Consider the following 22,421-nt stretch of genomic DNA (forward strand, 5'->3'; position numbering starts at 1 on the left):
ACCGCTGCGTTGACCATGCGGGCCATTGTTCCAGTTCCACCGGTCGCTCAGGAAACGTCCGCCCCTGGAGGCTCCGCCGGTGTGACCGCACTCACCCTCACCCGGGCGATCCGGCGGCCCTCCAGCTTGGCCACCGTCAGCAGCACGCCGCCCCCGCCCTCGACCGGGACGCGCACCTGGTCGCCGTCCCGGGGCAGCCGGCCGAGCGAGGCGACCAGGCAGCCGGCCACCGTCTCGTACGGGCCCTCGGACAGGGTGACGCCGGTCTCCTCGGTGAAGTCGCCGAGGTTGAGCAGGCCGTCCAGCTCCATGCCGCCGCCGGCCAGCCGGCGGGTGGTGGCGGTCTCCGGCCGGTCGTACTCGTCCCGGATCTCGCCGATCACCTCCTCGACCAGGTCCTCCAGGGTGACGATCCCGGCGGTGCCGCCGTACTCGTCCACCACGATGGCGAGGTGATGTCCCTCACGGCGCATCTCGCCCATCGCCTCCAGCACCCGTTTGGTGCCGGGCAGCAGCTTGACCGGGCGGGCCAGGTCGCGGGCCTTGACCGCCTGCTCGCCGCGCGCGCCGTACAGGTCGCGGACGTGGACGAAGCCGACCACGGCGTCGGCGCTGCCCTCGACCACCGGGTAGCGCGAGTGCGGCGAGGTGTCCGCCTGGTGCCGGACGGCGGCCAGCGGGCGCTCGGCGTCCAGGAAGGTCACCTCGGTGCGCGGGACCATCACCTCGCGCAGCTGCCGCTCCCCGGCGGAGAACACGTCCGCGATCAACGCCCGTTCGTCGCTGCCGAGTTCGGTGTTGGCGGCGACCAGGCCACGCAGTTCCTCGGAGCTCATCGAACCGCGGCCGGCGGCCGGGTCGCCGCCCAACAGGCGGACCATCAGGTTGGTGGAGTGGCCGAGCAGCCAGATCACCGGGCGCAGCGCCACCGACATCACGTCCACCACCGGCGCCGCGATCACCGCGATGGACTCGGCCCGCTGCAGGCCGATCCGCTTGGGGGTGAGTTCGCCGAGCACCAGCGAGACGTAGCTGATCACCAGGGTGAGGCCGACCAGGGCGACCGCGTCGGCGACGCCCTCGGTGAGCCCGGCCCGGACGAACAGCGGGGCGACCTTGCCGGCCAGGGTGTCCGCACCGAAGGCGGCGGACAGGAAGCCCATGCAGGTCACGCCGACCTGGACGGCGGCCAGGAAGCGGTTGGGGTCGGCGGCCAGGTGCGCGGCCCGGGCCGAGCGCCGGGTGCCGAGCGACTCCAGTGTCCGGATCTGGCCCTCGCGCAGCGAGATCAGCGAGATCTCGGCGACGTTGAACAGCCCGCCCAGCAGGATGAAGACGAGGACGAGCGCGGCGTCCCCGAGGGTTTCGTTCACAGCGGGCCAGTGTAGGCCGCCGGACCGGCCCGGACACGGACACGGCGACGGCCCGCCGCCTCCGGGAAGGGAGGCGGCGGGCCGTCGGAAAGCCGCTGCGGCGGGGCTCAGATGAGGCCCAGCTCCTGGACCGCGTCGCGCTCCTCGGTCAGCTCCTTGACCGAGGCGTCGATGCGGGCGCGCGAGAAGTCGGAGATCTCCAGGCCCTGGACGATCTCGAACTTGCCGTCCTTGGTGGTGACGGGGAAGGAGGAGATCAGGCCCGCCGGAACGCCGTAGGAGCCGTCCGAGACGACGCCCATGGAGGTCCAGTCGCCCTCGGCGGTGCCGTTGACCCAGGTGTGGACGTGGTCGATGGCGGCGTTGGCGGCCGAGGCGGCCGAGGAGGCGCCACGGGCCTCGATGATGGCCGCGCCGCGCTTGGCCACGGTCGGGATGAAGTCGTTCTCCAGCCAGGCCAGGTCGCTGCCGACGGCCTCGAAGGCCGGCTTGCCGGCGATCTCGGCCTGGAAGACGTCCGGGTACTGGGTGGCGGAGTGGTTGCCCCAGATGGTGACGCGCTTGATGTCGGAGACCAGCGCGCCGGTCTTGATGGAGAGCTGGCCGACCGCGCGGTTGTGGTCCAGACGGGTCATCGCGGTGAAGCGCTCGGCCGGGACGTCCGGGGCGTTGCGCTGGGCGATCAGGGCGTTGGTGTTGGCCGGGTTGCCGACCACCAGGACCTTGATGTCGTCCGCGGCGTGGTCGTTGATGGCCTTGCCCTGCGGGCCGAAGATGCCGCCGTTGGCCTGCAGCAGGTCGCCGCGCTCCATGCCCGCGGTGCGCGGACGGGCGCCGACCAGCAGCGCGACGTTGGCGCCGTCGAAGGCCTCGTTCGGGTTGTCGCTGATGGTGATGTCGCGCAGCAGCGGGAAGGCGCAGTCGACGAGCTCCATGGCGGTGCCCTCGGCGGCCTTGAGGCCCTGCGGGATCTCCAGGAGGCGCAGGTTCACCGGCACGTCTGCACCGAGCAGGTGGCCCGAGGCGATGCGGAAGAGCAGCGCGTAGCCGATCTGGCCGGCCGCTCCGGTGATGGTGACGTTGACGGGGGTGCGGGTCATTTCTACCTTCTCCAGCAGATCGCCAGGTGCCCCAGGCACACCGGCGCACTGGAGCCGAGGATGATCTCTCGACATCGAGAGACCGGCGTCAGGTTATCGCAAAGGGAGCCCACGCCGCGGGCTCGGGCCTGGCTGATGCGTCACAACGGACGGCGGCCCCCGCCCGGGGCTTCCGGGTCGGGGGCCGTCGCGGGTGTCCCGGCGTCAGTGCTTGGGCCGGCCGATCAGCTGGCCGATGTTGTCGAGCAGCGGGATCTCCAGCCACGGGTTCGGCTGCGCGACCAGGGTCAGCAGCACGATCGACGCGCCCAGGAAGACCAGCACGATCACGTCGGTGAAGCGGCTGCGCACCGCCAGCATCCCGACCTCGGGCAGCACCAGCCGCAGGACGGCGCCGAGCAGTACGCCGCAGCCGAGGATCAGCAGCCCGTACTTGAAACCGTCCTTGAAGTCGGCGAACCAGGTGACCGCGAGGCCGGCCCCGACCACCGACAGGACCAGCGTTATCGGCCACTGCCGGACCGGCAGGGCGTGGTCGCGTCCGAGGGCCGCGGACGAGCCCTCGGGCGGCAGGGTTCCGGTGGTCTTGACCGGCCTGCGCCGGGTCCGTGCCGGTCGCGGTTCCGTCATGCTCGCCGTCCCTCGTGGTGGTGTCGGTCGCGGGGTCAGAGGCCGGCGCGGCGCTCGGCCGCCTCGACGATGTTGTTGAGCAGCATCGCGCGGGTCATCGGGCCCACGCCGCCGGGGTTCGGGGAGATCCAGCCTGCCACCTCGGCCACGCCCGGGTGGACGTCGCCGACGATCTTGCCCTCGCTGCGGCTGACGCCCACGTCCAGCACCGCCGCGCCCGGCTTGACGTCCTCCGGCTTGACCAGGTGCGGCACGCCCGCGGCGGCCACGATGATGTCGGCCTTGCGCAGGTGGTAGGCGAGGTCCCGGGTGCCGGTGTGGCACAGGGTCACGGTGGCGTTCTCGGAGCGGCGGGTCAGCAGCAGCCCGATCGAGCGGCCGACGGTCACGCCGCGGCCGATCACGACCACCTCGGCGCCGTTGATCTCGACGCCGTGCCGGCGCAGCAGTTCGACGATGCCCAGCGGGGTGCAGGGCAGCGGCCCCTCGATGCCCAGGGCGAGCCGGCCGAGCGAGGTCGGGTGCAGGCCGTCCGCGTCCTTGTCCGGGTCCATCAGCTCCAGGACCGGGTTCTGGTCCAGGCCCTTGGGCAGCGGCAGCTGGACGATGTAGCCGGTGCAGGACGGGTCGGCGTTGAGCTCTCGGACGACGTTCTCGACGTCCTCCTGGCTGGCGGTGGCGGGCAGCTCGCGCTGGATCGAGGCGATGCCGACCTCGGCGCAGTCCTTGTGCTTCCCGTTGACGTACCAGCGGCTGCCCGGGTCGTCGCCGACCAGGACGGTGCCGAGGCCGGGCGTGACGCCCTTCGCCTTGAGGACCGCCACACGGGCGGCGAGTTCGGACTTGATCGCGGCGGCGGTGGCCTTGCCATCGAGAATCTGGGCAGTCATGACCCCATTCTCCCGGATCGCGGCACGGCGCCGTACCACGGGCCCTGGGGGCCCGTCTTCACCATGGGACGGGTACGGAAGGTCCGGACCACGTTGCGGTTGCGCCACAGTCTCGGTCCGGCGCGCGGAACCGGCTGGACACGGCCCTGCCGTCCGGTTGACGATATGCGGGCATTCCCTGCCGCGACCCGGCCCGGTGACGGGCCGACGGACACCCGGTGGGGCGTACCCGGGGGAAAGAGCACGTGAGCCGACCACTTCAGACCGAGCAGCCCGACCAGCGCGGCGCCGTCCCGCCCGTGGCGTGCCCGTCGACGACTCCGCTCGCACCGCTCTCTTCGCGCTCACCACGCGTCTGAGCCGACCGTGCCCGGTGCCGATCCGGGCTGTCACCCCTCTCCGTTAGCGTCCCGTCCAGTCGGCGACCCGACTCGCCAACCGGAACCGGGCCCTCCGTCCCGTCCCCACGTCCCCGTAACTGCCCGGAGGCATCGATGAGTTACCCGCCCGACCCGAACAACCCCTACGGCCAGCCGCCGCAGGCGCCGGGCTACGGCTACCCCCAGCAGGCCCCGCCGGCCGCCGGGTACGGCTACCCGCAGGCCGCCCCGGGCTACGGTGCCACGCCGGGCTACGGCTTCGCGCCGGCCGTCCCGCAGTCCATGCCGGGCCTGGTGGTCACCACCCGGGTGCTGCTGTTCATCATCGGCGCCGTGCAGATCATCGGTGCGGGCATCTACCTGATAGCCGCCGCGGCGGCCAAGGAGGTCACCAACCGGGCCCAGGAGATCGACGGCAGCGACCCGTTCAACGGGTTCGGCAACGCGGCGGCCGGTGTGCTGGTGGTGGTCGGCATCGTGTGCGTGCTGTTCGCGGCGTTCTCCATCACGCTGGGCGTGAAGTTCGGCAAGGGCGGCCCCGCGGTCCGCATCACCGCTCTGGTGTACGGCTCTTTCGGCGCGCTGCTCGGCCTGCTGGGCCTGGCCGGCTCGTTCGCCAACAACGCCAACCCGATCGGCATCGTCTTCACGCTGATGTGGCTCGCGGTCTCGATCACCATGATCGTCGGGATGAGCGTCAAGGACGGCGTCGCCTGGTTCGCCCGGCCGCGCTACTGACCGGCCGCGCTACCGGCCGATCCGGCCCGAGCGCTCGAACGGAACGGCCCGGCTCCCCTCGCGAGGGGAGCCGGGCCGTTCCGTCATGCCGTCACCCGGTCACCGCGGCGCCGGGCGCTCGGTGGCCGCGGTCAGTGGAAGAAGTGCCGGGCACCGGTGAAGTACATGGTCACCCCGGCCTCGGCGGCCGCCGCGACGACCTCCTCGTCCCGGATCGAACCGCCCGGCTGCACGATCGCCCGGACGCCGGCCGCGATCAGGATCGCCGGACCGTCCGCGAACGGGAAGAACGCGTCCGAGGCCGCGTACGCGCCCTTGGCCCGCTCCCCGGCCCGCTCGACCGCGAGCTTGCAGGAGTCGACCCGGTTGACCTGGCCCATGCCGACGCCCACCGAGGCGCCGCCCTTGGCCAGCAGGATCGCGTTGGACTTGACGGCCCGGCAGGCCCGCCAGGCGAAGGCCAGCTCGGCCAGCTCCGCCCCGGACAACGCCTCGCCGGTGGCCAGCGTCCAGTTCGCCGGGTCGTCACCCTCGGCGTGCACCCGGTCGGCGTCCTGCAGCAGCACGCCGCCGGAGACCGGGCGGACCTCCTGGCGGTTGGCCGGGGCCTCGGGGGCGACCAGCACCCGGAGGTTCTTCTTGCGGGCCAGCACCTCGACGGCGCCGTCCTCGTACGCCGGGGCGACGACGACCTCGGTGAAGATCGGCGCGATCTGCTCGGCCAGCTCGACGGTGACCGGGCGGTTGACCGCGATCACACCGCCGTACGCCGAGACCGGGTCGCACTCGTGCGCCTTGCGGTGTGCCTCGGCGACGTCCGCGCCGGTCGCGATGCCGCACGGGTTGGCGTGCTTGATGATCGCGACGGCCGGCTCGGCGTGGTCGTACGCGGCGTGGCGGGCAGCGTCGGTGTCGACGTAGTTGTTGTACGACATCTCCTTGCCGTGCAACTGCTTCGCGCCGGCCAGGCCGCCGGTGCCGTCGCTGTACAGCGCGGCGCCCTGGTGCGGGTTCTCGCCGTAGCGCAGCACGTTCTGCCGCTCCCAGGTGGCGCCCAGGAACTCCGGGAAGCGCTCGTCGCTCGGCGCGTAGCCGGCCTCGAACCAGGAGGCGACCGCGACGTCGTACGCGGCGGTGTGCGCGAACGCCGCACCGGCCAGGCGCTTGCGGGTAGCCAGGTCGAAGCCGCCGCCCTGGACGGCCTGCAGCACGTCGCCGTAACGGGCCGGGTCGACCACCACCGCCACCGACGGGTGGTTCTTGGCGGCGGCGCGGACCATGCTCGGGCCGCCGATGTCGATCTGCTCGACGCACTCGTCCGGGGTGGCGCCCGAGGCGACGGTGGCCTTGAACGGGTAGAGGTTCACCACGACCAGGTCGAAGGGCTCGACGCCCAGCTCGGCCAGCTGCGCGCGGTGCGACTCCAGCCGCAGGTCGGCGAGCACGCCGGCGTGCACGCGGGGGTGCAGCGTCTTCACGCGCCCGTCCAGGCACTCCGGGAAGCCGGTCAGCTCGGAGACCTCGGTCACCGGGACACCCGCGGCGGCGATCCGGCCGGCGGTGGAGCCGGTGGAGACGATGGCGACCCCGGCGGCGTGCAGGCCCTGGGCCAGCTCCTCCAGACCGGTCTTGTCGTACACGCTGATCAGCGCGCGACGGATCGGACGGATGTTCTCGGAGACGGGGGGGGTGGTGGAGCTGGCACTCATGCTCCCACCTCGCTGCGCTCGGCGGGCGCTGCGCGCCAGGCACCATTCTCGATGATTCGCTCGCTCCGCTCACTCATGTGCCGGAATCCATACCTTTCGGTCCTCGATGCGGTGACCCTCGCGGGCCAGCCGGCCCACGACGTCGACGAGCAGCTTGCGCTCGACAGTCTTGATGCGCTCGTGCAGCGCTTCGCCGCCATCGGCGTGGTCGGCGTCGACGACCTCGACGACGCCCTGCGCGATGATCGGCCCGGTGTCCACCCCGGCGTCGACCAGGTGGACGGTGCAGCCGGTGACCCTCACCCCGTACGCGAGCGCGTCGGTGACGCCGTGGGCGCCGGGGAAGGACGGGAGCAGTGCGGGGTGGGTGTTGACGGTCCGTCCGGCGAAGGCCGCGACGAACGCGGGGCCGAGGATCTTCATGAAGCCCGCCGTGACCACCAGGTCCGGCTCGTGGGCGGCGACGGAGGCGGTCAACGCGCGGTCCCAGTCGGCCCGGTCGGCGAAGTCCTTGACCCGGGTGACGAAGGTCGGCAGGCCCGCCTTCTCGGCCCGCTCCAGGCCCGCGATGCCGTCGCGGTCCGCACCCACGGCGACGATCTCGGCGCCGTACGCCGGATCGGCGGCGGCGTCGATCAGCGCCTGCAGGTTGGTGCCGGAACCGGAGACCAGCACCACCAGGCGGGCCGGTCCGGGTGTACGGGGCGGGAAGAGCTGGGCGGGGGCGGCGGCCACTGCGCGATTCTCCGTAGGTCGGGCGCCGCCCGCTGGTACGTCCACCGGCGGTGGGGCCACTACGAACGGCAGGTCGAGCGAGGGGGAACACCGGGAAAACCCGCCGCGACGCGGGCCCCGGGAACCTATGAGAGCTGCTGACCGTCACCACGATAACGGCTGGTCGGACGGCCTCCGCACCCTCCCGGCGGCGCTACGCGCGTAGTTGAGACGGGGATCTCCTCCGGCCCCCCGCGGCGGAGTTGGCGGGGTGCGGGCCCGCACGGGATCCGGACAGCGGGCAGGCCGCCTAGGGCCCGGCGAACGCCTGCGGGATCATAGGGGGCGCGGGAGACCGCCCCTCGGACCGAGAAGGAATGGCTGAACCATGAGCAGCGGTGACGACACCGGCGAGCGCAACCCCTTCGCGCCGCCGCCGGCGGATGCCCCGGACCAGCCGTGGCAGCCGCGCAACCCCTGGCCCGGTGAGCACCCGGACGGCACCGGCGGCCAGGGCTCCGGCGAACCCCCGCAGCTCCCCCCGCCGCACCCCTGGGGCCCAGCCCGGCCCGAGGACGGCGGCCGGCCCCGCCCCCCGGCCCCGCAGCCGCCCAAGCTCGACCCCACCGACCCCGCCCAGCGCCGGGCCCGCAACGCCGCCCTGGCCGGGCCGCTCGCGCTGGTCTGCCTGTTCGCCGGCTTCCACTGGGTCGCCCTGTTCGTCGGCGCGCTCGGCATCCTGTGGGGCGTCAGCGCGCTGCGGACGCCCAAGCCCTCGGCCGCGGCCGCCGTCACCGGCGCCGCCCCGCAGCCCGCCGCCCCGAACCCGCTCACCCCGGCCGCGCTCGCCGGCATCCTCACCGGCGCGATGACCGTCGTGGTCACGGCCTCGGTGATCGGCCTGGGGCTGTACTACGACGACTACGTCACCTGCGTGCGGGACTCGCTGACCTCCGTCGGCGCCGACAACTGCGACCGGTTCGCGCCCAAGTGGTACGTCGACTTCACCGGGAACGCCCAGTAGGGCTCCACGCGCATCGCGGACCGGCCGGCCGATGTCGTGCACGGTCCGCGCGGTCGTGAGCGGTCCTGCCGAGGTGGTCGACACGGAGGAGCCGGACAGGCGGGGCGAGGCAGGCGCGCCGACGGCCCACCGCCCGGTAGCGGTGGGCCGTCGAGGGGAAGCCCGGGTCAGGCCTCGGTGTCAGACGAGGGTCCAGATCTGGTTCGTCCGGCCCGTGCACGGCCACAGCTCCAGCTGGGTCCCGTCGGGGGCGGGCACGGCGCCGCCGATCACGTCCAGGCAGAGGCCCGACTGGCCGCCGACGAAGGAACCGTCGGGCTCGTGGGACCACTGCTGGTTGGTTCCGCCGTTGCAGGCGTAGAGGATGACCGGGGTACCGGCCGTGGTCTTGCGGCCCAAGGCGTCCACGCACTTGCCGTACACGCGCAGCGTGCCGTCCGCCTCCACCGTCACGGCCTCACCGGCGGAACCGTCGCAGTCCCGGACCTCCAGGCGCGTCAAGTTGCCCGGGGCCGGGGCGTTCGCGCACCGACCGCTCGCCTTCGACACCAGGCCGTGGACCGCGCCACCGCCGCCCAGGGCGCCCGGGGAGAACCAGGCGTTGCCGCCGCCCAGCGCCCACACCGACACGTCGGAGATGCCCAGATCCGTCGCGACCTTCAGCTTGGCGTCCAGCGCCACCTGGTCGACGTAGTCGTAGAAGCGGCCGCCCGAGCTCCACCTGATCTCACCCGACGCCGCGTCGCGGCGCTTCGCGACGACCGCGGGATCCTCGGAGTAGCCCGGGGCCTTCTTCATGTCGGCGACCGTCTGGTTGCCCGCGATGCTGCGGCACTGGTCGCTCGCCGTGTACGCCTCGGAGGGCAGGCCCGCGACGAACCGCGAGCGCTGGTCCGCCGGGATCTGCGCCAGCGCGCCGGACAGGAGGTCGCGCATCCAGTCGAACGACGCGTACGGCAGGCAGGTGGCACCGGCCGGGGACTGGTACTCCTGGTCGTAGGCCATCATGACCACCTGGTCGGCGCCGAGCGCCAGCACCTGCCCGTAGTCGAACCTGGTGGTGGTGTCCGGCGGGCCCTCCACCTGGAGCTTGAGGCCGCGCGCGTGCAGCCCCTCGGCCAGCGCCCGCAGGAAGGCGTTGTAGTTCGACGCGTCCCGGTCGCTCCACGCCCAGTAGTTCTCGAAGTCGACGTCGACGCCGGTGAAGCCGATTCGCTGGGCGAACTCGGCGAGCGTCTTCACGGCCGCGGCGGTCTTCGCGGGGTCACCGGTGAGCTTGCGCTCGGATTCCAGGTTCGCCAGCGAGACCGTCATGTACTGCTGCGCCGAGTGGGCCTTCACATCGGCCACGTTCTCGGCGCTGTAGCCGTTGCAGGCGTAGTCCGGGTCGGAGGCCGGCAACAGGGCGGCGCCGCCGGTGGCGTCGATGGTGTAGTACTCCGGCTTCAGCACGCCCTTGGCGAGCCTGCCGTCGGCGTACTCCGAGGGCGCGCTGCACACCGCGGAACCCGCGGGGCCCGGGTACACCCACTGTTGGACCTTGAGGGCGGATGCCGGGGCGGCAGCGTCCGCCGGGCCGGAGTCCGTCGGGCCGGCGGCGCGGGCGGAGAACGCAAGGACAGACCCGGCCAGCACCGCGATCGCGGTGGCCGCGATCGGGACCCGGCGCCGCGCGAGAGCCGCGCGCACTCCCGGGCCTCCGTGCCTCGCGTGGGTGGTGTTCCTGCTCATGACATCGAACTCCGTCGCGCAGAAGGACGGCTGACCGCGGACGCGGCGCCACCCCGGACACGGTCGGAGGTACGCGCGGGGTTCAGCGTCCGGGTCGGACCTCGGTGCGGACGAGCTCCTCAGTCGCCCGACTCCGGGGGCTGCCCGCCCAGGCGCAGCACCGCGGCGTACGCGCGGGCGCGCAGCATCAGCGCGCTCCGGCGCAGCTGCCCGGCCAGCCGGGCGTGGGCGGTGGGCTGAGCGCCCCCGGCGGCTCCCGCTCCGCCTCCCTCCGCTGTTTCCTCGACGGCGTCCAGGGCCACCTCCGGGGCGGCGAGGCGCAGTGCCCGATGGCGCACCAGCAGCGCGCCCGGCACGGCCACCAGCGCGAACCAGCCCGCCGCCGCCGACCCCGTCCACCAGGGCACCGGTCCCAGCCGGGCCATCCGGCCGCCCGCCAGCGCGCCACCCGACAGCCAGCCCGACAGCGCCACTGCGGCCCCGGTCAGCAGGGCCGCGGCCAGCACCGCCAGCACCGTCGCCGCAGGCGGCCACGGCCCGCTCGCAGCTCCGTCTCCACCCCCGTCCCCCTCACTGCCCCCGGCCTCGACCTCGACCCCGGCCTCGGCGGGTCGGCGCGGGCCCGCCGCCGCCCGGCCCAGCAGCACCGCCGGCACCACCCCCGCGAGCGCCGGCAGCAGCAGCGCCGCCACCCGCCAGCCGCCCGGGCCCTCCGCCGGCAGCAGGGCGAACAACGGGAACTCCGGCACCGGGCCCAGCGCCGTGCCGCCCGGCGCCACCACCGTCCCGGTGCCCACCGCGAACCCCGGCCCCAGCGCGTACGCCGTCCCCCAGAGCACCGCGTTCGGCAGCAGCACCACCGCGAGCAGCAGCAGCCCGACCAGGGCCGCCGGCCCGCGTCCGAGCACCGCCATCCCCCGCCCGCCCCCGGCCATCGCGTCCAGCACCGCCGACACGGCCACCAGCATCCCGCCCGCCGCCACCAGCCCCGCCCCGGCCGCCAGCGCCGAACCGCGCACCGCCGCCGCAGCGCCGACGGGCCGGAGCGACACCGGGAGCCGGTCCAGCAGCGGCCGTCCCGGGAGGCGGGGCGGGGCGGCGGGGTCGGCGGCCCGGGCCGAACGCGCGCCCGCCGCCGTCGCCAGCCCGGCCAGCAGCCCCACCACCACCAGGTCCGGCAGCACCCTGGTCCGGAACAGCCCGGCGCCCGCGCAGTGCAGCACCACCGCCGCCGCCACCGCGCAGTAGCCCGTCCACACCGCCACCGGGCCGCCCCAGCGCGGCCGGGGCCCGCGCCGCGCCGCCACCCCGGCGGCCGCCCGGTACAGCTGAACCACCGCCAGCACGCCCAGCAGCAGCGGAGTGACGGTCAGCGGGGCGTCCGCGTCCCCCCGCAGCACCGGCGCACCGTGCCCGAGCAGCCACAGCGCCCCCGCCAACCGGGTGGCACTGGCCGCCCCGTTGTCCGCGTACGGCGTCGCCACCCAGAGCCCCAGCACCGGCACCCCGACCACCGCCAGACCGACCAGCGCCGTCCGCACCCCCGCCAACAGGTCGGCCGGCCAAGGGCGTCCGCCCAACTCGCCCGACACTTGCAGGATCGGACGGCCCATCAGCTGCGTCATGCGCCTCATGGTGCCAAGGCGACTCGCCATGCCCCGTGAAGCGGTAAACCGCCGCCGTGTCCCAGATTATTGGCTTATGCGCATTTTCAGACCCTATCCCCAAGCCGCCGGCGCACCGGCCCGGAGCGTCTGATGACCACGCCACCCACCGCCGATCACCCCGCCGGCGCCGACTCCCCCACACCCGGGCGCCGCCCCCGCAAACCCCAGGCCGCCCACGTCGATCAGTACGCGGCCCACCTCCTGCGGAAACTGACACCCCGTGAGGCCGAGGCGCTCGCCCACCTCGCCGCCGGCCGCGACCTCCCCCAGACCGCCGCCGCCCTGGGCGTCACCCCGGCCGCGGCCAGCGGCTACATCCAGCGGGCCGTACGCAAGCTCGGCGCCGCCACCGAGGCCGAGGCCGTCGCCCTCACCACCCCCCCGCAGACCCCCGACACCGCACCTTCGACGGCCTCCGCGGCCTCCGCGGCGTCCGCGACGGGCGACGCCACCACGCAGCGCCCACCCGTCCTCGGCGCCGGCGCCGGACAGCCCGCCCGACCGACCCCGGCGACCCCTGGGGGGCACGTCGCGACGCCCCCGGACACCCGTGGCAACCCGCCCCCAGCCGGGGATCGACCCGACGCCCCGCTCACCGGCACCGGGCGGCACGACCGGGCCGTCCCGGCGGCCGGCACCTTCGAGGAGCTGTACGAGCAGGCGCACGCCCGGCTGGTGCAGCAGGTGTTCCTGCTGACCGCCTGCCGGCACCGGGCGGTGCACTGCGTGCGGTTGGCGTTCGGGGCGGCGCGACGCGGGTGGGGGAGGGTGTCCGGAACGGGGGATCCGGAGGGGTGGGTGCGGGCACGGGCCTGCGAGCTGGCGCTGTCCCCGTGGCACCGGGGCGGGCCCCGGCGGGCGCACGCCTGGAAGCTGCCGCACCGGCGGATCAAGGTGCGGCCGGCGGACGAGTCGCAGGCGGTGCTGCCCGATCACGACCGGCTGACCGACCGGGACCGGGCGCTGCTGACGGCGTTGCGGCGGCTGACCCGACCGCAGCGGCGGGCGCTGGTGCTGCACGACGGACTGGGGCTGCCGGCGGCGGCCGTCGCGGTGGAGGTGGAGTCGACGCGCACAGCGGCCGAGGGCCGGGTGTGGACGGCCCGGACGGCGCTGGCGCAGTGGGCGCCCGATCTGGTGGGGCCGGATCCGGCGGCGCCGGGGTTCGCGGACGGGCTGAGCGCGCTGCTGCACCAGGCGGCGGTCCGGGGCTGCCCGGAGCCGCACCGGCCACCGGTGCCGGCCCTGCAGGCCCGGCACCGCCTGTGGACCGCGAGCCGGACGGGGGCGGCGGCGCTGCTGACGGTGGCGGTGGGCGGGGCGGCGCTGGCGACACTGGTGGGGATCCCGCCGGAGACGCTGTTCCGGCCGCCGGAGCCGCCGGAGCCGGCGGTGTGCCGGCCGGAGCCGAACCCGGACAACCCGGGTGTGCCCGTGCTGCGTGGCGGGCCGCCGATCGGTGTCCGCAGTCTGTGGTGCAGCCCGACGCCGGGGGTGGAGGCGGTGATGGTGGAGGCGCAGCCGCGGGCCGCCGGGCGGTGGGAGCTGCCGGCGGCCACCCTGGGGCCCGCTGCCCCGCCGCCGCCGCAGGGTCCGGAGGCCTGTCCGATGTGGTCGCCGCTGCCGTGCACGACCGGGTCACCGCCGCACTGACGACGGCCGGAAACGGGCGAGCGCCCCTGCCCACGAGGGGCAGGGGCGCTCGACGCGCAGCCGAACGAGGTCAGCCGGCGATGATCTCGCGCGCCAGGCGGGCGGTCTCGGACGGCGTCTTGCCGACCTTGACACCGGCGGCCTCAAGGGCCTCCTTCTTGGCCTGGGCGGTGCCCGAGGAACCGGAGACGATGGCGCCGGCGTGGCCCATGGTCTTGCCCTCGGGGGCGGTGAAGCCCGCGACGTAGCCGACGACCGGCTTGGTGACGTGCTCGGCGATGTAGGCCGCGGCACGCTCCTCGGCGTCGCCGCCGATCTCACCGATCATGACGATGAGCTCGGTCTCCGGGTCCTCCTGGAACGCCTTGAGGGCGTCGATGTGGGTGGTGCCGATGACCGGGTCACCGCCGATGCCCACGGCCGAGGAGAAGCCGATGTCGCGCAGCTCGTACATGAGCTGGTAGGTCAGGGTGCCGGACTTCGAGACCAGACCGATCTTGCCGGAGCTGGTGATGTCGGCCGGGATGATGCCGGCGTTCGACTGTCCGGGGCTGATCAGGCCGGGGCAGTTCGGGCCGATGATCCGGGTCCTGTTGCCCTTGGCGCCGGCGTGCGCCCAGAAGGCGGCGGTGTCGTGCACCGGGACGCCCTCGGTGATGACGACGGCCAGGCCGATCTCGGCGTCGATGGCCTCGACGACGGCGTCCTTGGTGAACTTCGGCGGCACGAAGATGACGGTGACGTCGGCACCGGTCTTCTCCATGGCCTCGGTGACGGTGCCGAAGACCGGCACCTCGGTGCCGTCGACGTCGACCGTGGTACCGGCCTTGCGCGGGTTGACACCGCCGACGATCTGGGTGCCGGAGGCGAGCATGCGGCGGGTGTGCTTCATGCCCTCGGAGCCGGTCATGCCCTGGACGATGACCTTGCTGTCCTTGGTAAGGAAGATAGCCATGGTGTGAAAGTCCCCTTCCTTACTTGTTGGCCAGCTCGGCGGCGCGGTCCGCGGCGCCGTCCATGGTGTCCACCTGCTGCACCAGCGGGTGGTTGGCGTCGGTCAGGATCTTGCGACCCAGCTCGGCGTTGTTGCCGTCCAGACGGACGACGAGCGGCTTGGTGACGGCCTCGCCCTTGCTCTCCAGGAGCGCGAGGGCCTGCACGATGCCGTTGGCGACCGCGTCACAGGCGGTGATGCCGCCGAAGACGTTGACGAAGACCGACTTGACGTCGGCGTCGCCCAGGATGATCTCCAGGCCGTTGGCCATGACCTCGGCGGAGGCGCCACCACCGATGTCGAGGAAGTTGGCGGGCTTGACGCCGCCGTGCTTCTCACCGGCGTAGGCGACCACGTCGAGGGTGCTCATGACGAGGCCCGCGCCGTTGCCGATGATGCCGACCTGGCCGTCGAGCTTGACGTAGTTCAGACCCTTGGCCTTGGCGGCGGCCTCCAGCGGGTTGGCCGCGGCCTTGTCCTCCAGGGCCTCGTGCTCGGGCTGGCGGAACTCGGCGTTCTCGTCCAGGGAGACCTTGCCGTCAAGCGCGATGATCTTGCCCTCGCCGGACTTGATCAGCGGGTTGACCTCGACGAGGAGCGCGTCCTCGGCGATGAAGACCTTCCACAGCTTCTGCAGGACCTCGGCGACCTGGTCGGCGACCTCGGCCGGGAACTTCGCCGCGGCGACGATCTCGGCGGCCTTCTCCGGGGTGCAGCCCTCGTTGGCGTCGACCGGGATCTTGGCGAGCGCGTCGGGGTTCTCCTCGGCGACGACCTCGATCTCCACGCCGCCCTCGACGCTGGCCATGGCCAGGAAGGTGCGGTTGGTGCGGTCCAGCAGGAACGAGACGTAGTACTCGTCCTTGATGTCCGCGGTCTGGGCCAGCATCACCTTGTGAACGGTGTGGCCCTTGATGTCCATACCGAGGATCGCCTCGGCCTTGGCGACGGCGTCGGCCGGGTCGGCGGCGAGCTTGACGCCACCGGCCTTGCCACGGCCGCCGACCTTCACCTGAGCCTTGACGACGGCGCGTCCGCCGAAGCGCTCGGCGATGGCGCGAGCGGCTTCGGGGGTCTCGATGACATCACCGTCAAGCACGGGTACACCGTGCTTGGCGAAGAGGTCCCTCGCCTGGTACTCGAACAGGTCCACGTGTGTTCGTCCTTGTTCGTGGTCGCGGATTGTGTCTCTACGAGCGTGCCACGGCAGGATCTTCGCTGCGGGTCGTCGGGGCGGTGCGGGTACGCAGAGGTACGGCCTTGCGGCCCACACAGCCACGGGCGCACACGTCAATCAACACGCGCGTCACGTCCGTCTGGCAGGTTATCCCCGTACGACGGGACTGTTTCGCCCGGGGCCTGCCCGTCCGTGGTGAGAACCGTCACAGACACCCTGCGGGGGGCGGGTGGCGGGCCCCCGTCCACCGGTCGGCGGGTTTCGCACGTCCGGGTGAATCCTCACGCTCCCTGGTCGGGCACCGGGATCGGGCGCTTCTCGATGGCCGCGGCCATGATCTCCGGAAAGGCGTCCGGGGTGCAGGCGAAGGCCGGCGCGCCGAGGGCGGCCAGCGCGGCGGCGTGGGCGTGGTCGTAGGCGGGCGCCCCCTCGTCCGACAGCGCGAGCAGGGCGATGAACTGGACGCCGGCCGCCTTCATCGCGGCGACGCGCTTGAGCATGCCGTCCCGGATGCCGCCCTCGTAGAGGTCGCTGACCAGCACCACGACGGTCTCGGACGGCCGGGTGATCTTCGACTGGCAGTAGGCGAGCGCGCGGTTGATGTCGGTGCCGCCGCCGAGCTGGGTGGCGAACAGGACGTCGACCGGGTCGGTGAGCTGTTCGGTGAGGTCGACCACCGAGGTGTCGAAGACGACCAGCCGGGTGTCCAGCGTCCGCATCGATGCGAGCACCGCGCCGAACACCGCCGAGTGCACCACCGACGGCGCCATCGAGCCGGACTGGTCGATGCAGAGGATGACGTCCTTCTTCACCGCGCGCTGGGCACGGGCGTAGCCGACCAGCCGCTCCGGGACGACGGTGCCGTGCTCGGGCAGGTAGTTCTTCAGGTTGGCCCGGATGGTGCGGTCCCAGTCGATGTCGCGGTGGCGGGGCCGGTTGACCTTGGCGCTGCGGTCGAGGGCGCCGCCCAGGGTGGCCCTGGTGCGGTCGGCGAGCCGGCGTTCCAGATCGGCGACCACCTTGCCGACCACCGCCCGGGCGGTCTCCCGGGTGGTCTCGGGCAGCGCGTGCTTGAGCGACAGCAGGGTCCCGACCAGGTGCACGTCCGGTTCGACGGCCTCCAGCATCTCGGGCTCCAGCAGCAGGCGGTCCAGGCCGAGCCGGGTGATCGCGTCCTGCTGCATCAGCTGGACGACGGTGGACGGGAAGTACTCGCGGATGTCGCCCAGCCAGCGGGCCACCTGCGGGGCCGAGCCGCCCAGCCCGGCGCTGCGCCGGCCGCCGCGGGCCGCCCGGCCGCCTTCCTCGGGCGCGCCGCGGTAGAGCGCGGCGAGGGCGGCGTCCATCGCGGCGTCGCGGCCGCGCAGGGTGCAGCCGGTGCCGTCGGCCTCGCCGCCGAGCACCAGCCGCCAGCGGCGCAGCCGTTCGTCGGTCGTGGTCGCCATCAGGTCCTCCTTCACGGGTAGTCGGGTGTTGCGGCCGTCGGGTGTCGCGGTTGTCAGGCGGTGCGGCCGTGAGGTGGTGCGACCGTCAGACGGTGCGGCCGTCAGGTGTCGCGGCCGGCGGCCTGCCGGGGGATCCGGGGCCGGACGCCGAGCAGCAGGGCCACCACCGGGACCGCGGCGTCGGCCCGGTCCCGGTCGAGGGCACCGCCCGAGGCCTGGGCCACCGGGGCCTCGCCGAGCGGGCCGGCCGCGACCCGGCTGCCGACGGTGCTGCGAACGCCCGCCTCCAGCCCGGCGAAGGTGCGGCGCAGCAGCGGCAGGACGTCGGTGAAGACCTCGCCGGGCACTCCGGTCAGCCACTCGTCGAGCAGGGCGAGCAGGCGCGGGTCGTGCAGCAGCAGGGCGCCGCCGCCGGTGAGGAAGCCCTCGATCCAACCGGCCGCGTCCACCGGGGCGTTGGCGACGGACAGGACCAGTCGCAGTCGACGGCCGGCCTCTTCGGAGTCGAGCCGGCCGTCGTCCAGCAGCAGCCGGACGGCGCGCCCGCGCAGCAGACCGGGGGCGCCGGTGGCCGGGCCGCCGGTCGGCTCGCGGCGGGCCAGCGAGCGCAGGGCGGCGGCCCAGCGGTCGGCCAGGCCCTCGGCGACGGCCGGGCTCTCGGCGGCGGCCGGGCTCTCGGCGGCGGCCGACTCTCCCGGGGCGTCCGGGGCAGCCGGGTCGCCCGACCCCGGTCGGGTCACCGAGCCGAGCAGGCCGATCGCGCCGTGCACCTCGTCGAGCCGGCCGCGCATCGCCGCCGCCCCCTCCGCGTCCAAGCCGACGCAGGCGGGCGGCAGTCCGACGCAGATCCGGTCGGCCAGGCCGGACGCGACCTCGCCGAGCGCGCCGTGGTCGGTGCCGCGCACATCGCCGTAGCGCAGTGCCCGCACCAGCGCGGGCAGCGCCCCGGCCAGGTGCGCGACGTCGGTGTCCAGGGCGGCGCGGTCGGCGAGCACCCGCATCACGGCGGGCAGCGCGCCGGCCAGCCCGGCCAGCAGGCAGGTCTCCACCAGGCCGGTCAGCTCGGCGAGTTCGACGGCGGCGCGGGCGGTGCCGACGGCCTTGCCGGTCGCCGCGTCCTCGACCGTGGTGCCCCACTGGGCGGCCTCGGCGATCCGGACCGCGAACTCCGGCTGCCAGCACAGCCGCCAGCTCTCCCGGAACGTCCCGGTCGAGTTGACGGAGGAGCGGGCCGGCACACCCCAGTCGACGCCGAGCAGCCGCAGCCGGTGCAGCAGCCGCGAGCGGGCCGCGTCGGTGTCCTTGCGCAGGTCGAGGTCGAGGTCCTTCGGCGCCGCCTCGGGCTTGAGCCGCAGTGAGCGCTGCAGCCGGACGAGGTCCCGCTGGAGCGGCACCGCCGGTGCCGCGTCCGGGACTTCGCCGAGCGCGTCGCCGACCACCAGGCGGTCCCGGACGAGCTCCAGGGCGACGTCCGATCCCTCGCAGAGCACCGCGCGGACGGCGTCCAGGGTCTCGGTCAGCCCGGCCAGCGGACGGCCGCGCAGCACCGCCAGCGTGCGGGCCAGCCGCACCGCCTCGATGACGTGGGCGGAGGAGACCGGGTGGTCCTCGGCACGCAGCAGTTCGGCGGCCCGGGTGAGCCAGCGCGGCACCGGGTCGCCCTCGGTGGTGAACAGGTGGTGGTACCAGCCCGGCGACTGCACGCCCGCGCCGTAGCCGGTGGCCTGGGAGAGCCGGCGGTGCGTCCACGGCACCCAGGTGATGTCCGTCCTCACCTTCCGCGGCAGTTCGGCGAGCAGCGCCCGGTCGTGCGCGACCGTCGGCATCGCTGCCAGCGCGGGCACGTGGAAGGCCCCGCACACCACGGCGATCCGGCCGTGCCCGGCCCGGCGAGCGGCGCGGATCTGCTGGCGCATGTACGCCTCGCGCAGCCGGTCCCGCCGGGACTCGCCGAGGCCCTCCGCGCGCAGCGCCGCCATCGCCTCCGCGACGGCGGCGAACGGTGCCAGCGCGTCCGCGCCGGGCGCGCGGTGCTCGACCACGTCCTCCCACCAGCGCTCCGGATCGTCGTGCCCGGCCGCCTCGGCGAGCACCGCCAGCGGGTCGGCGACCGGCTCGACGACCGGCTCGGCGGGTTCAACCGCTTCGGCGGGCTCCTCGGAGTCGACGGGATCCTCGGCATCGGCGGGGCTGAAGCCGTACCCGGCGGGCAGGTCGATGAAGCGGACCGGCAGCTCGCGCTCGACGCCGTACCGGATCGCCACCCACTCCGGGGAGAACTCGGCGTACGGCCAGAACGCGGCCTTCGCCGGGTCGTCCACCGCGTGGGCCAGCAGCGCGACCGGCGGCACCAGGTCCTTCTCGGCGGCCAGCCGGACGATGCCGTCGGCCTCCGGCGGGCCCTCGATCAGCACCGCGTCCGGCTGCCACGCCTCCAGCGCGGCGGCCACCGCCCGGGCCGAGCCCGGGCCGTGGTGACGGATGCCGAGCAGCGCGACGTCCGAGGTCATGCGCCCACCTCGCTACGCCCGGCACCGATGGCTCGCTCGCTTCGCTCGTTCATCGCACCTCCTCGCGGGCGGCCCGGTAGAAGTCCTTCCAGCCGTCGCGCTCGCGCACCACCCCTTCGACGTACTCGCGCCACACCGCGTGGTCCGCCACCGGGTCGCGGACGACGGCACCGAGGATGCCGGCCGTCACGTCCCCGGCCCGCAGCACGCCGTCCCCGAAGTGGGTGGCCAGGGCCAGGCCGTTGGTCACCACCGAGATCGCCTCCGCCGTGGAGAGGGTGCCGCTGGGGCTCTTGACCTTCGTCCGGCCGTCCGCCGTGATCCCGGCCCGCAGCTCGCGGAAGACGGTGACCACCCGCCTGATCTCCTCGGCGCCGCCCGGCAGTTCGGGCAGCTCCAGGGATCGGCCGAGCTGGTTCACCCGGCGGGTGACGATGTCGACCTCCTCCTCCAGCGAGCCCGGCAGCGGCAGCACCACGGTGTTGAACCGTCGGCGCAGCGCGCTGGACAGCTCGTTGACGCCGCGGTCGCGGTCGTTCGCGGTGGCGATCACGTTGAAGCCGCGCACCGCCTGCGTCTCGCTGCCCAGCTCCGGCACCGGCAGCGTCTTCTCGGACAGGATGGTGATCAGACTGTCCTGCACGTCGGCCGGTATCCGGGTCAGCTCCTCGATCCGGGCGAGTTTGCCGTCCGCCATCGCCCGCATCAGCGGCGAGGGCACCAGGGCGTCCCGGCTCGGGCCGTGGGTGAGCAGCTGGGCGTAGTTCCACCCGTACCGGACGGCCTCCTCCGGGGTGCCGGCGGTGCCCTGCACCAGCAGGGTGGAGTCGCCGCTGATCGCCGCGGCCAGGTGCTCGGACACCCAGGTCTTCGCGGTGCCGGGCACGCCGAGCAGCAGCAGCGCGCGGTCCGTCGCCAGGGTCGTGACGGCGACTTCCACCACCCGGCGCGGGCCGATGTACTTGGGGGTGATCGGGGTGCCGTCGGCCAGTTCGCCGCCGAGCAGGTACGTCGCCACGGCCCACGGCGAAAGCTTCCAGCGCTCCGGGCGCGGACGGTCGTCCTGCGCGGCCAGCGCGGCCAGTTCACCGGCGAAGGCGTCCTCGGCATGCTGCCGCAGAACGTCGGTCATGGGGGCTCCTTCGGGTCGGCCGCCGGGCGCACGGGTGCCCCGGCGGCAGGGTGATCGGGGGGAGCCAGGTCGGCGTCCCGGCCTGTGGGAACCACCCTGCACCTCGGCACTGACAGTCCGCGCCGGTCCCTCGCCCCGTTCCCGCGACGGCTCCGGACGGGTGGTCAGCCGATGTCAGTGCCGCCGCCTACGGTCGGTCGCATGGAGGAACGCTGGAGCACCGAACACGTCCTGTCCCTGGCACCTGACGCCGCGTCGCAGAGGGCGGCCGGCAAGCTCTCCTCACCCGCGCCCTGGTCCGGGGCGGGCACCGACGGCACCGCGCTCTGGGGCGAGTGCAAGGGCAGCGGCAGCACGCCGTACCGCACCGTGATCGAACTCGCCACGCCCGCCTACCAGTGCAGCTGCCCCAGCCGGAAGTTCCCGTGCAAGCACGCGCTCGGGCTCCTCCTGCTGTGGAGCGGCGCCCCGGAGGCCGTCCCGGCCGCCGAACCCGCCGCGTGGGCGGCCGACTGGCTCAAGGCCCGCGAGGAGCGTGCCGAGAAGCGCGTCGCGGCCCCGGCCGACCCGGCCGCCGCCCGCCGCCGGGCCGAGCGGCGCGGCGCCCGGGTGGCGGCCGGCGCGGCCGAGCTCCGGCTGCGCCTGGCCGACCGGGTCCGGCACGGCCTGGCCGACCAGTCCACCGCCGGGCCCTGGGAGGAGGTCGCCGCCCGGATGGTCGACGCCCAGGCCCCCGGCCTGGCCACCCGGGTCCGCGAACTCGACGCCACCCCGCAGGACCGACTCCTGGAGGAGTACGCGATGCTCCACCTGCTCGCCACCGCCGCCACCCGGGTCGAGGAACTGCCGCCCGAGCTGGCCGCCACCGTCCGCACCCGGGTCGGCTACCCCACCGACACCGCCGAGATCCTGGCCGGCCCCACCGTCCGCGACCGCTGGCAGGCGCTCGGCAGCCGGGACACGTCCGACGACCGGCTCACCACCCGCCGGGTCTGGCTGCGCGGCGCCAAGACCGGCCGCCCCGCCCTGCTGCTCGCCTTCGGCCGCCCCGGCCAGGCCCCCGACCTCGCCCTGCCCACCGGCCACCTGCTGGAGGCCGAGCTGGCCTTCCACCCCGGCGCCCGGCCGCTGCGCGCCGCCCTCGGCACCCGCTACGGCGCCCCCGAGCCCGGCCCGGCCGGCCCGCCCGCCGGCCTCACCGTCGCCGAGGCGGTGGCCGGCTACGGCACCGCCGTCGCCGACGACCCGTGGCTGGAGAGTTGGCCGACCGTCCTCGCCGGCGCCGTACCGGTCCGCACCCCGGAGGGCTGGTACCTGACGGACGGCCACCACACCCTGCCCGTGCACACCTCGGCTCTTCCGGAGGCGGCGCTGTGGCGGCTGGCCGCCGTCTCCACCGGCCGCCCGCTGACGGTCTTCGGCGAGTACGGCCACCAGGGCTTCGCCCCGGTCACGGCCTGGGCCGGCCACGACCGCCCGATCGGCCTCACCACCGTCTAGGGCTTGTCTGACAATTCGCGTCGACGCGCGCGGCGGGAATTGTCAGACAAGCCC

17 protein-coding genes are annotated in these 22,421 nt (G+C 74.3%); 4 read left to right on the plus strand and 13 right to left on the minus strand.

Going from position 1 to position 22,421, the window contains the following annotated elements; all coding sequences use genetic code 11:
* Positions 1-47 precede the first annotated feature (47 nt).
* The 4 genes from ACIO5E_RS25600 to ACIO5E_RS25615 all read right to left on the minus strand — a co-directional run bounded on the left by ACIO5E_RS25600 (position 48) and on the right by ACIO5E_RS25615 (position 3,993).
* Complete coding sequence (locus ACIO5E_RS25600; RefSeq protein ID WP_400671908.1) at positions 48-1,373, minus strand: hemolysin family protein; 1,326 nt, start codon at positions 1,371-1,373, stop codon at positions 48-50.
* 107 nt (positions 1,374-1,480) lie between these two features.
* The gene (locus ACIO5E_RS25605) at positions 1,481-2,473 is read right to left on the minus strand and encodes a malate dehydrogenase (protein WP_400671910.1); all 993 of its coding nucleotides are present in this window, start codon (positions 2,471-2,473) and stop codon (positions 1,481-1,483) included.
* 204 nt (positions 2,474-2,677) lie between these two features.
* Positions 2,678-3,103 carry a DUF3017 domain-containing protein gene (locus tag ACIO5E_RS25610; protein ID WP_400671913.1) on the minus strand — a complete coding sequence of 142 codons (426 nt, stop codon included), beginning with the start codon at positions 3,101-3,103 and terminating at the stop codon, positions 2,678-2,680.
* Between the two features lie 35 nt (positions 3,104-3,138).
* Positions 3,139-3,993, minus strand: coding sequence for a bifunctional methylenetetrahydrofolate dehydrogenase/methenyltetrahydrofolate cyclohydrolase (locus ACIO5E_RS25615; protein ID WP_280675004.1), 855 nt, complete (start codon positions 3,991-3,993; stop codon positions 3,139-3,141).
* Between the two features lie 494 nt (positions 3,994-4,487).
* Between ACIO5E_RS25615 and ACIO5E_RS25620 the strand changes: the two genes are divergently transcribed.
* Positions 4,488-5,111, plus strand: a complete 624-nt coding sequence (locus ACIO5E_RS25620) for a hypothetical protein (protein ID WP_400671917.1) — start codon at positions 4,488-4,490, stop codon at positions 5,109-5,111.
* Positions 5,112-5,242: 131 nt separating this feature from the next.
* Here the strand turns inward: ACIO5E_RS25620 and purH are convergent, their stop codons facing one another.
* Positions 5,243-6,820, minus strand: coding sequence for a bifunctional phosphoribosylaminoimidazolecarboxamide formyltransferase/IMP cyclohydrolase (gene purH / locus ACIO5E_RS25625; RefSeq protein WP_400671920.1), 1,578 nt, complete (start codon positions 6,818-6,820; stop codon positions 5,243-5,245).
* 69 nt (positions 6,821-6,889) lie between these two features.
* Positions 6,890-7,555 (minus strand): phosphoribosylglycinamide formyltransferase, encoded by a 666-nt coding sequence (purN, locus tag ACIO5E_RS25630; RefSeq protein WP_400671923.1) that lies wholly within the window; start codon positions 7,553-7,555, stop codon positions 6,890-6,892.
* Positions 7,556-7,922: 367 nt separating this feature from the next.
* On the opposite strand from purN, the gene ACIO5E_RS25635 reads away from it, so the two are divergent.
* Positions 7,923-8,558: a hypothetical protein gene (locus ACIO5E_RS25635; RefSeq protein WP_400671926.1), complete on the plus strand. Its 636-nt coding sequence runs from the start codon at positions 7,923-7,925 to the stop codon at positions 8,556-8,558.
* Positions 8,559-8,738: 180 nt separating this feature from the next.
* Here ACIO5E_RS25635 and ACIO5E_RS25640 read toward each other — a convergent pair whose 3' ends face one another.
* Entirely contained in the window at positions 8,739-10,289 is a 1,551-nt protein-coding gene (locus ACIO5E_RS25640) for a ricin-type beta-trefoil lectin domain protein (RefSeq protein ID WP_400671928.1), read from the minus strand.
* 119 nt (positions 10,290-10,408) lie between these two features.
* Positions 10,409-11,914 carry a DUF6350 family protein gene (locus ACIO5E_RS25645; protein WP_400671931.1) on the minus strand — a complete coding sequence of 502 codons (1,506 nt, stop codon included), beginning with the start codon at positions 11,912-11,914 and terminating at the stop codon, positions 10,409-10,411.
* A 132-nt stretch (positions 11,915-12,046) separates the two neighbouring features.
* On the opposite strand from ACIO5E_RS25645, the gene ACIO5E_RS25650 reads away from it, so the two are divergent.
* Positions 12,047-13,609, plus strand: a complete 1,563-nt coding sequence (locus tag ACIO5E_RS25650; RefSeq protein ID WP_400671934.1) for a hypothetical protein — start codon at positions 12,047-12,049, stop codon at positions 13,607-13,609.
* 70 nt (positions 13,610-13,679) lie between these two features.
* Here the strand turns inward: ACIO5E_RS25650 and sucD are convergent, their stop codons facing one another.
* From sucD to ACIO5E_RS25675, 5 genes are all read right to left on the minus strand, one after another.
* Positions 13,680-14,564: a succinate--CoA ligase subunit alpha gene (gene sucD, locus ACIO5E_RS25655; RefSeq protein WP_400671936.1), complete on the minus strand. Its 885-nt coding sequence runs from the start codon at positions 14,562-14,564 to the stop codon at positions 13,680-13,682.
* Between the two features lie 19 nt (positions 14,565-14,583).
* Positions 14,584-15,756 carry an ADP-forming succinate--CoA ligase subunit beta gene (gene sucC / locus ACIO5E_RS25660; RefSeq protein ID WP_280675021.1) on the minus strand — a complete coding sequence of 391 codons (1,173 nt, stop codon included), beginning with the start codon at positions 15,754-15,756 and terminating at the stop codon, positions 14,584-14,586.
* Positions 15,757-16,061: 305 nt separating this feature from the next.
* Positions 16,062-17,225, minus strand: coding sequence for a VWA domain-containing protein (locus tag ACIO5E_RS25665; RefSeq protein WP_400671939.1), 1,164 nt, complete (start codon positions 17,223-17,225; stop codon positions 16,062-16,064).
* Between the two features lie 101 nt (positions 17,226-17,326).
* On the minus strand, positions 17,327-19,735 hold the full coding sequence (locus ACIO5E_RS25670; protein ID WP_400671940.1) for a DUF5682 family protein: 2,409 nt from the start codon (positions 19,733-19,735) through the stop codon (positions 17,327-17,329).
* A 49-nt stretch (positions 19,736-19,784) separates the two neighbouring features.
* Positions 19,785-20,867 carry an AAA family ATPase gene (locus tag ACIO5E_RS25675; RefSeq protein ID WP_400671943.1) on the minus strand — a complete coding sequence of 361 codons (1,083 nt, stop codon included), beginning with the start codon at positions 20,865-20,867 and terminating at the stop codon, positions 19,785-19,787.
* A gap of 201 nt (positions 20,868-21,068) precedes the next feature.
* On the opposite strand from ACIO5E_RS25675, the gene ACIO5E_RS25680 reads away from it, so the two are divergent.
* Positions 21,069-22,367, plus strand: a complete 1,299-nt coding sequence (locus ACIO5E_RS25680; RefSeq protein WP_400671946.1) for an SWIM zinc finger family protein — start codon at positions 21,069-21,071, stop codon at positions 22,365-22,367.
* Positions 22,368-22,421: the final 54 nt, after the last annotated feature.

Source organism: Kitasatospora sp. NPDC087314 (assembly GCF_044744365.1).
Taxonomy (GTDB): domain Bacteria; phylum Actinomycetota; class Actinomycetes; order Streptomycetales; family Streptomycetaceae; genus Kitasatospora.

What these genes read in the sequence shown, in the direction of transcription:
- ACIO5E_RS25605 (WP_400671910.1), bottom strand. Translation starts at nt 2,473, where the DNA reads ATGACCCGCACCCCCGTCAACGTCACCATCACCGGAGCGGCCGGCCAG.
- ACIO5E_RS25610 (WP_400671913.1), bottom strand. Translation starts at nt 3,103, where the DNA reads ATGACGGAACCGCGACCGGCACGGACCCGGCGCAGGCCGGTCAAGACC.
- ACIO5E_RS25615 (WP_280675004.1), bottom strand. Translation starts at nt 3,993, where the DNA reads ATGACTGCCCAGATTCTCGATGGCAAGGCCACCGCCGCCGCGATCAAG.
- ACIO5E_RS25620 (WP_400671917.1), top strand. Translation starts at nt 4,488, where the DNA reads ATGAGTTACCCGCCCGACCCGAACAACCCCTACGGCCAGCCGCCGCAG.
- purH (WP_400671920.1), bottom strand. Translation starts at nt 6,820, where the DNA reads ATGAGTGCCAGCTCCACCACCCCCCCCGTCTCCGAGAACATCCGTCCG.
- ACIO5E_RS25635 (WP_400671926.1), top strand. Translation starts at nt 7,923, where the DNA reads ATGAGCAGCGGTGACGACACCGGCGAGCGCAACCCCTTCGCGCCGCCG.
- ACIO5E_RS25640 (WP_400671928.1), bottom strand. Translation starts at nt 10,289, where the DNA reads ATGAGCAGGAACACCACCCACGCGAGGCACGGAGGCCCGGGAGTGCGC.
- ACIO5E_RS25645 (WP_400671931.1), bottom strand. Translation starts at nt 11,914, where the DNA reads ATGACGCAGCTGATGGGCCGTCCGATCCTGCAAGTGTCGGGCGAGTTG.
- ACIO5E_RS25650 (WP_400671934.1), top strand. Translation starts at nt 12,047, where the DNA reads ATGACCACGCCACCCACCGCCGATCACCCCGCCGGCGCCGACTCCCCC.
- sucD (WP_400671936.1), bottom strand. Translation starts at nt 14,564, where the DNA reads ATGGCTATCTTCCTTACCAAGGACAGCAAGGTCATCGTCCAGGGCATG.
- ACIO5E_RS25665 (WP_400671939.1), bottom strand. Translation starts at nt 17,225, where the DNA reads ATGGCGACCACGACCGACGAACGGCTGCGCCGCTGGCGGCTGGTGCTC.
- ACIO5E_RS25670 (WP_400671940.1), bottom strand. Translation starts at nt 19,735, where the DNA reads ATGACCTCGGACGTCGCGCTGCTCGGCATCCGTCACCACGGCCCGGGC.
- ACIO5E_RS25675 (WP_400671943.1), bottom strand. Translation starts at nt 20,867, where the DNA reads ATGACCGACGTTCTGCGGCAGCATGCCGAGGACGCCTTCGCCGGTGAA.
- ACIO5E_RS25680 (WP_400671946.1), top strand. Translation starts at nt 21,069, where the DNA reads ATGGAGGAACGCTGGAGCACCGAACACGTCCTGTCCCTGGCACCTGAC.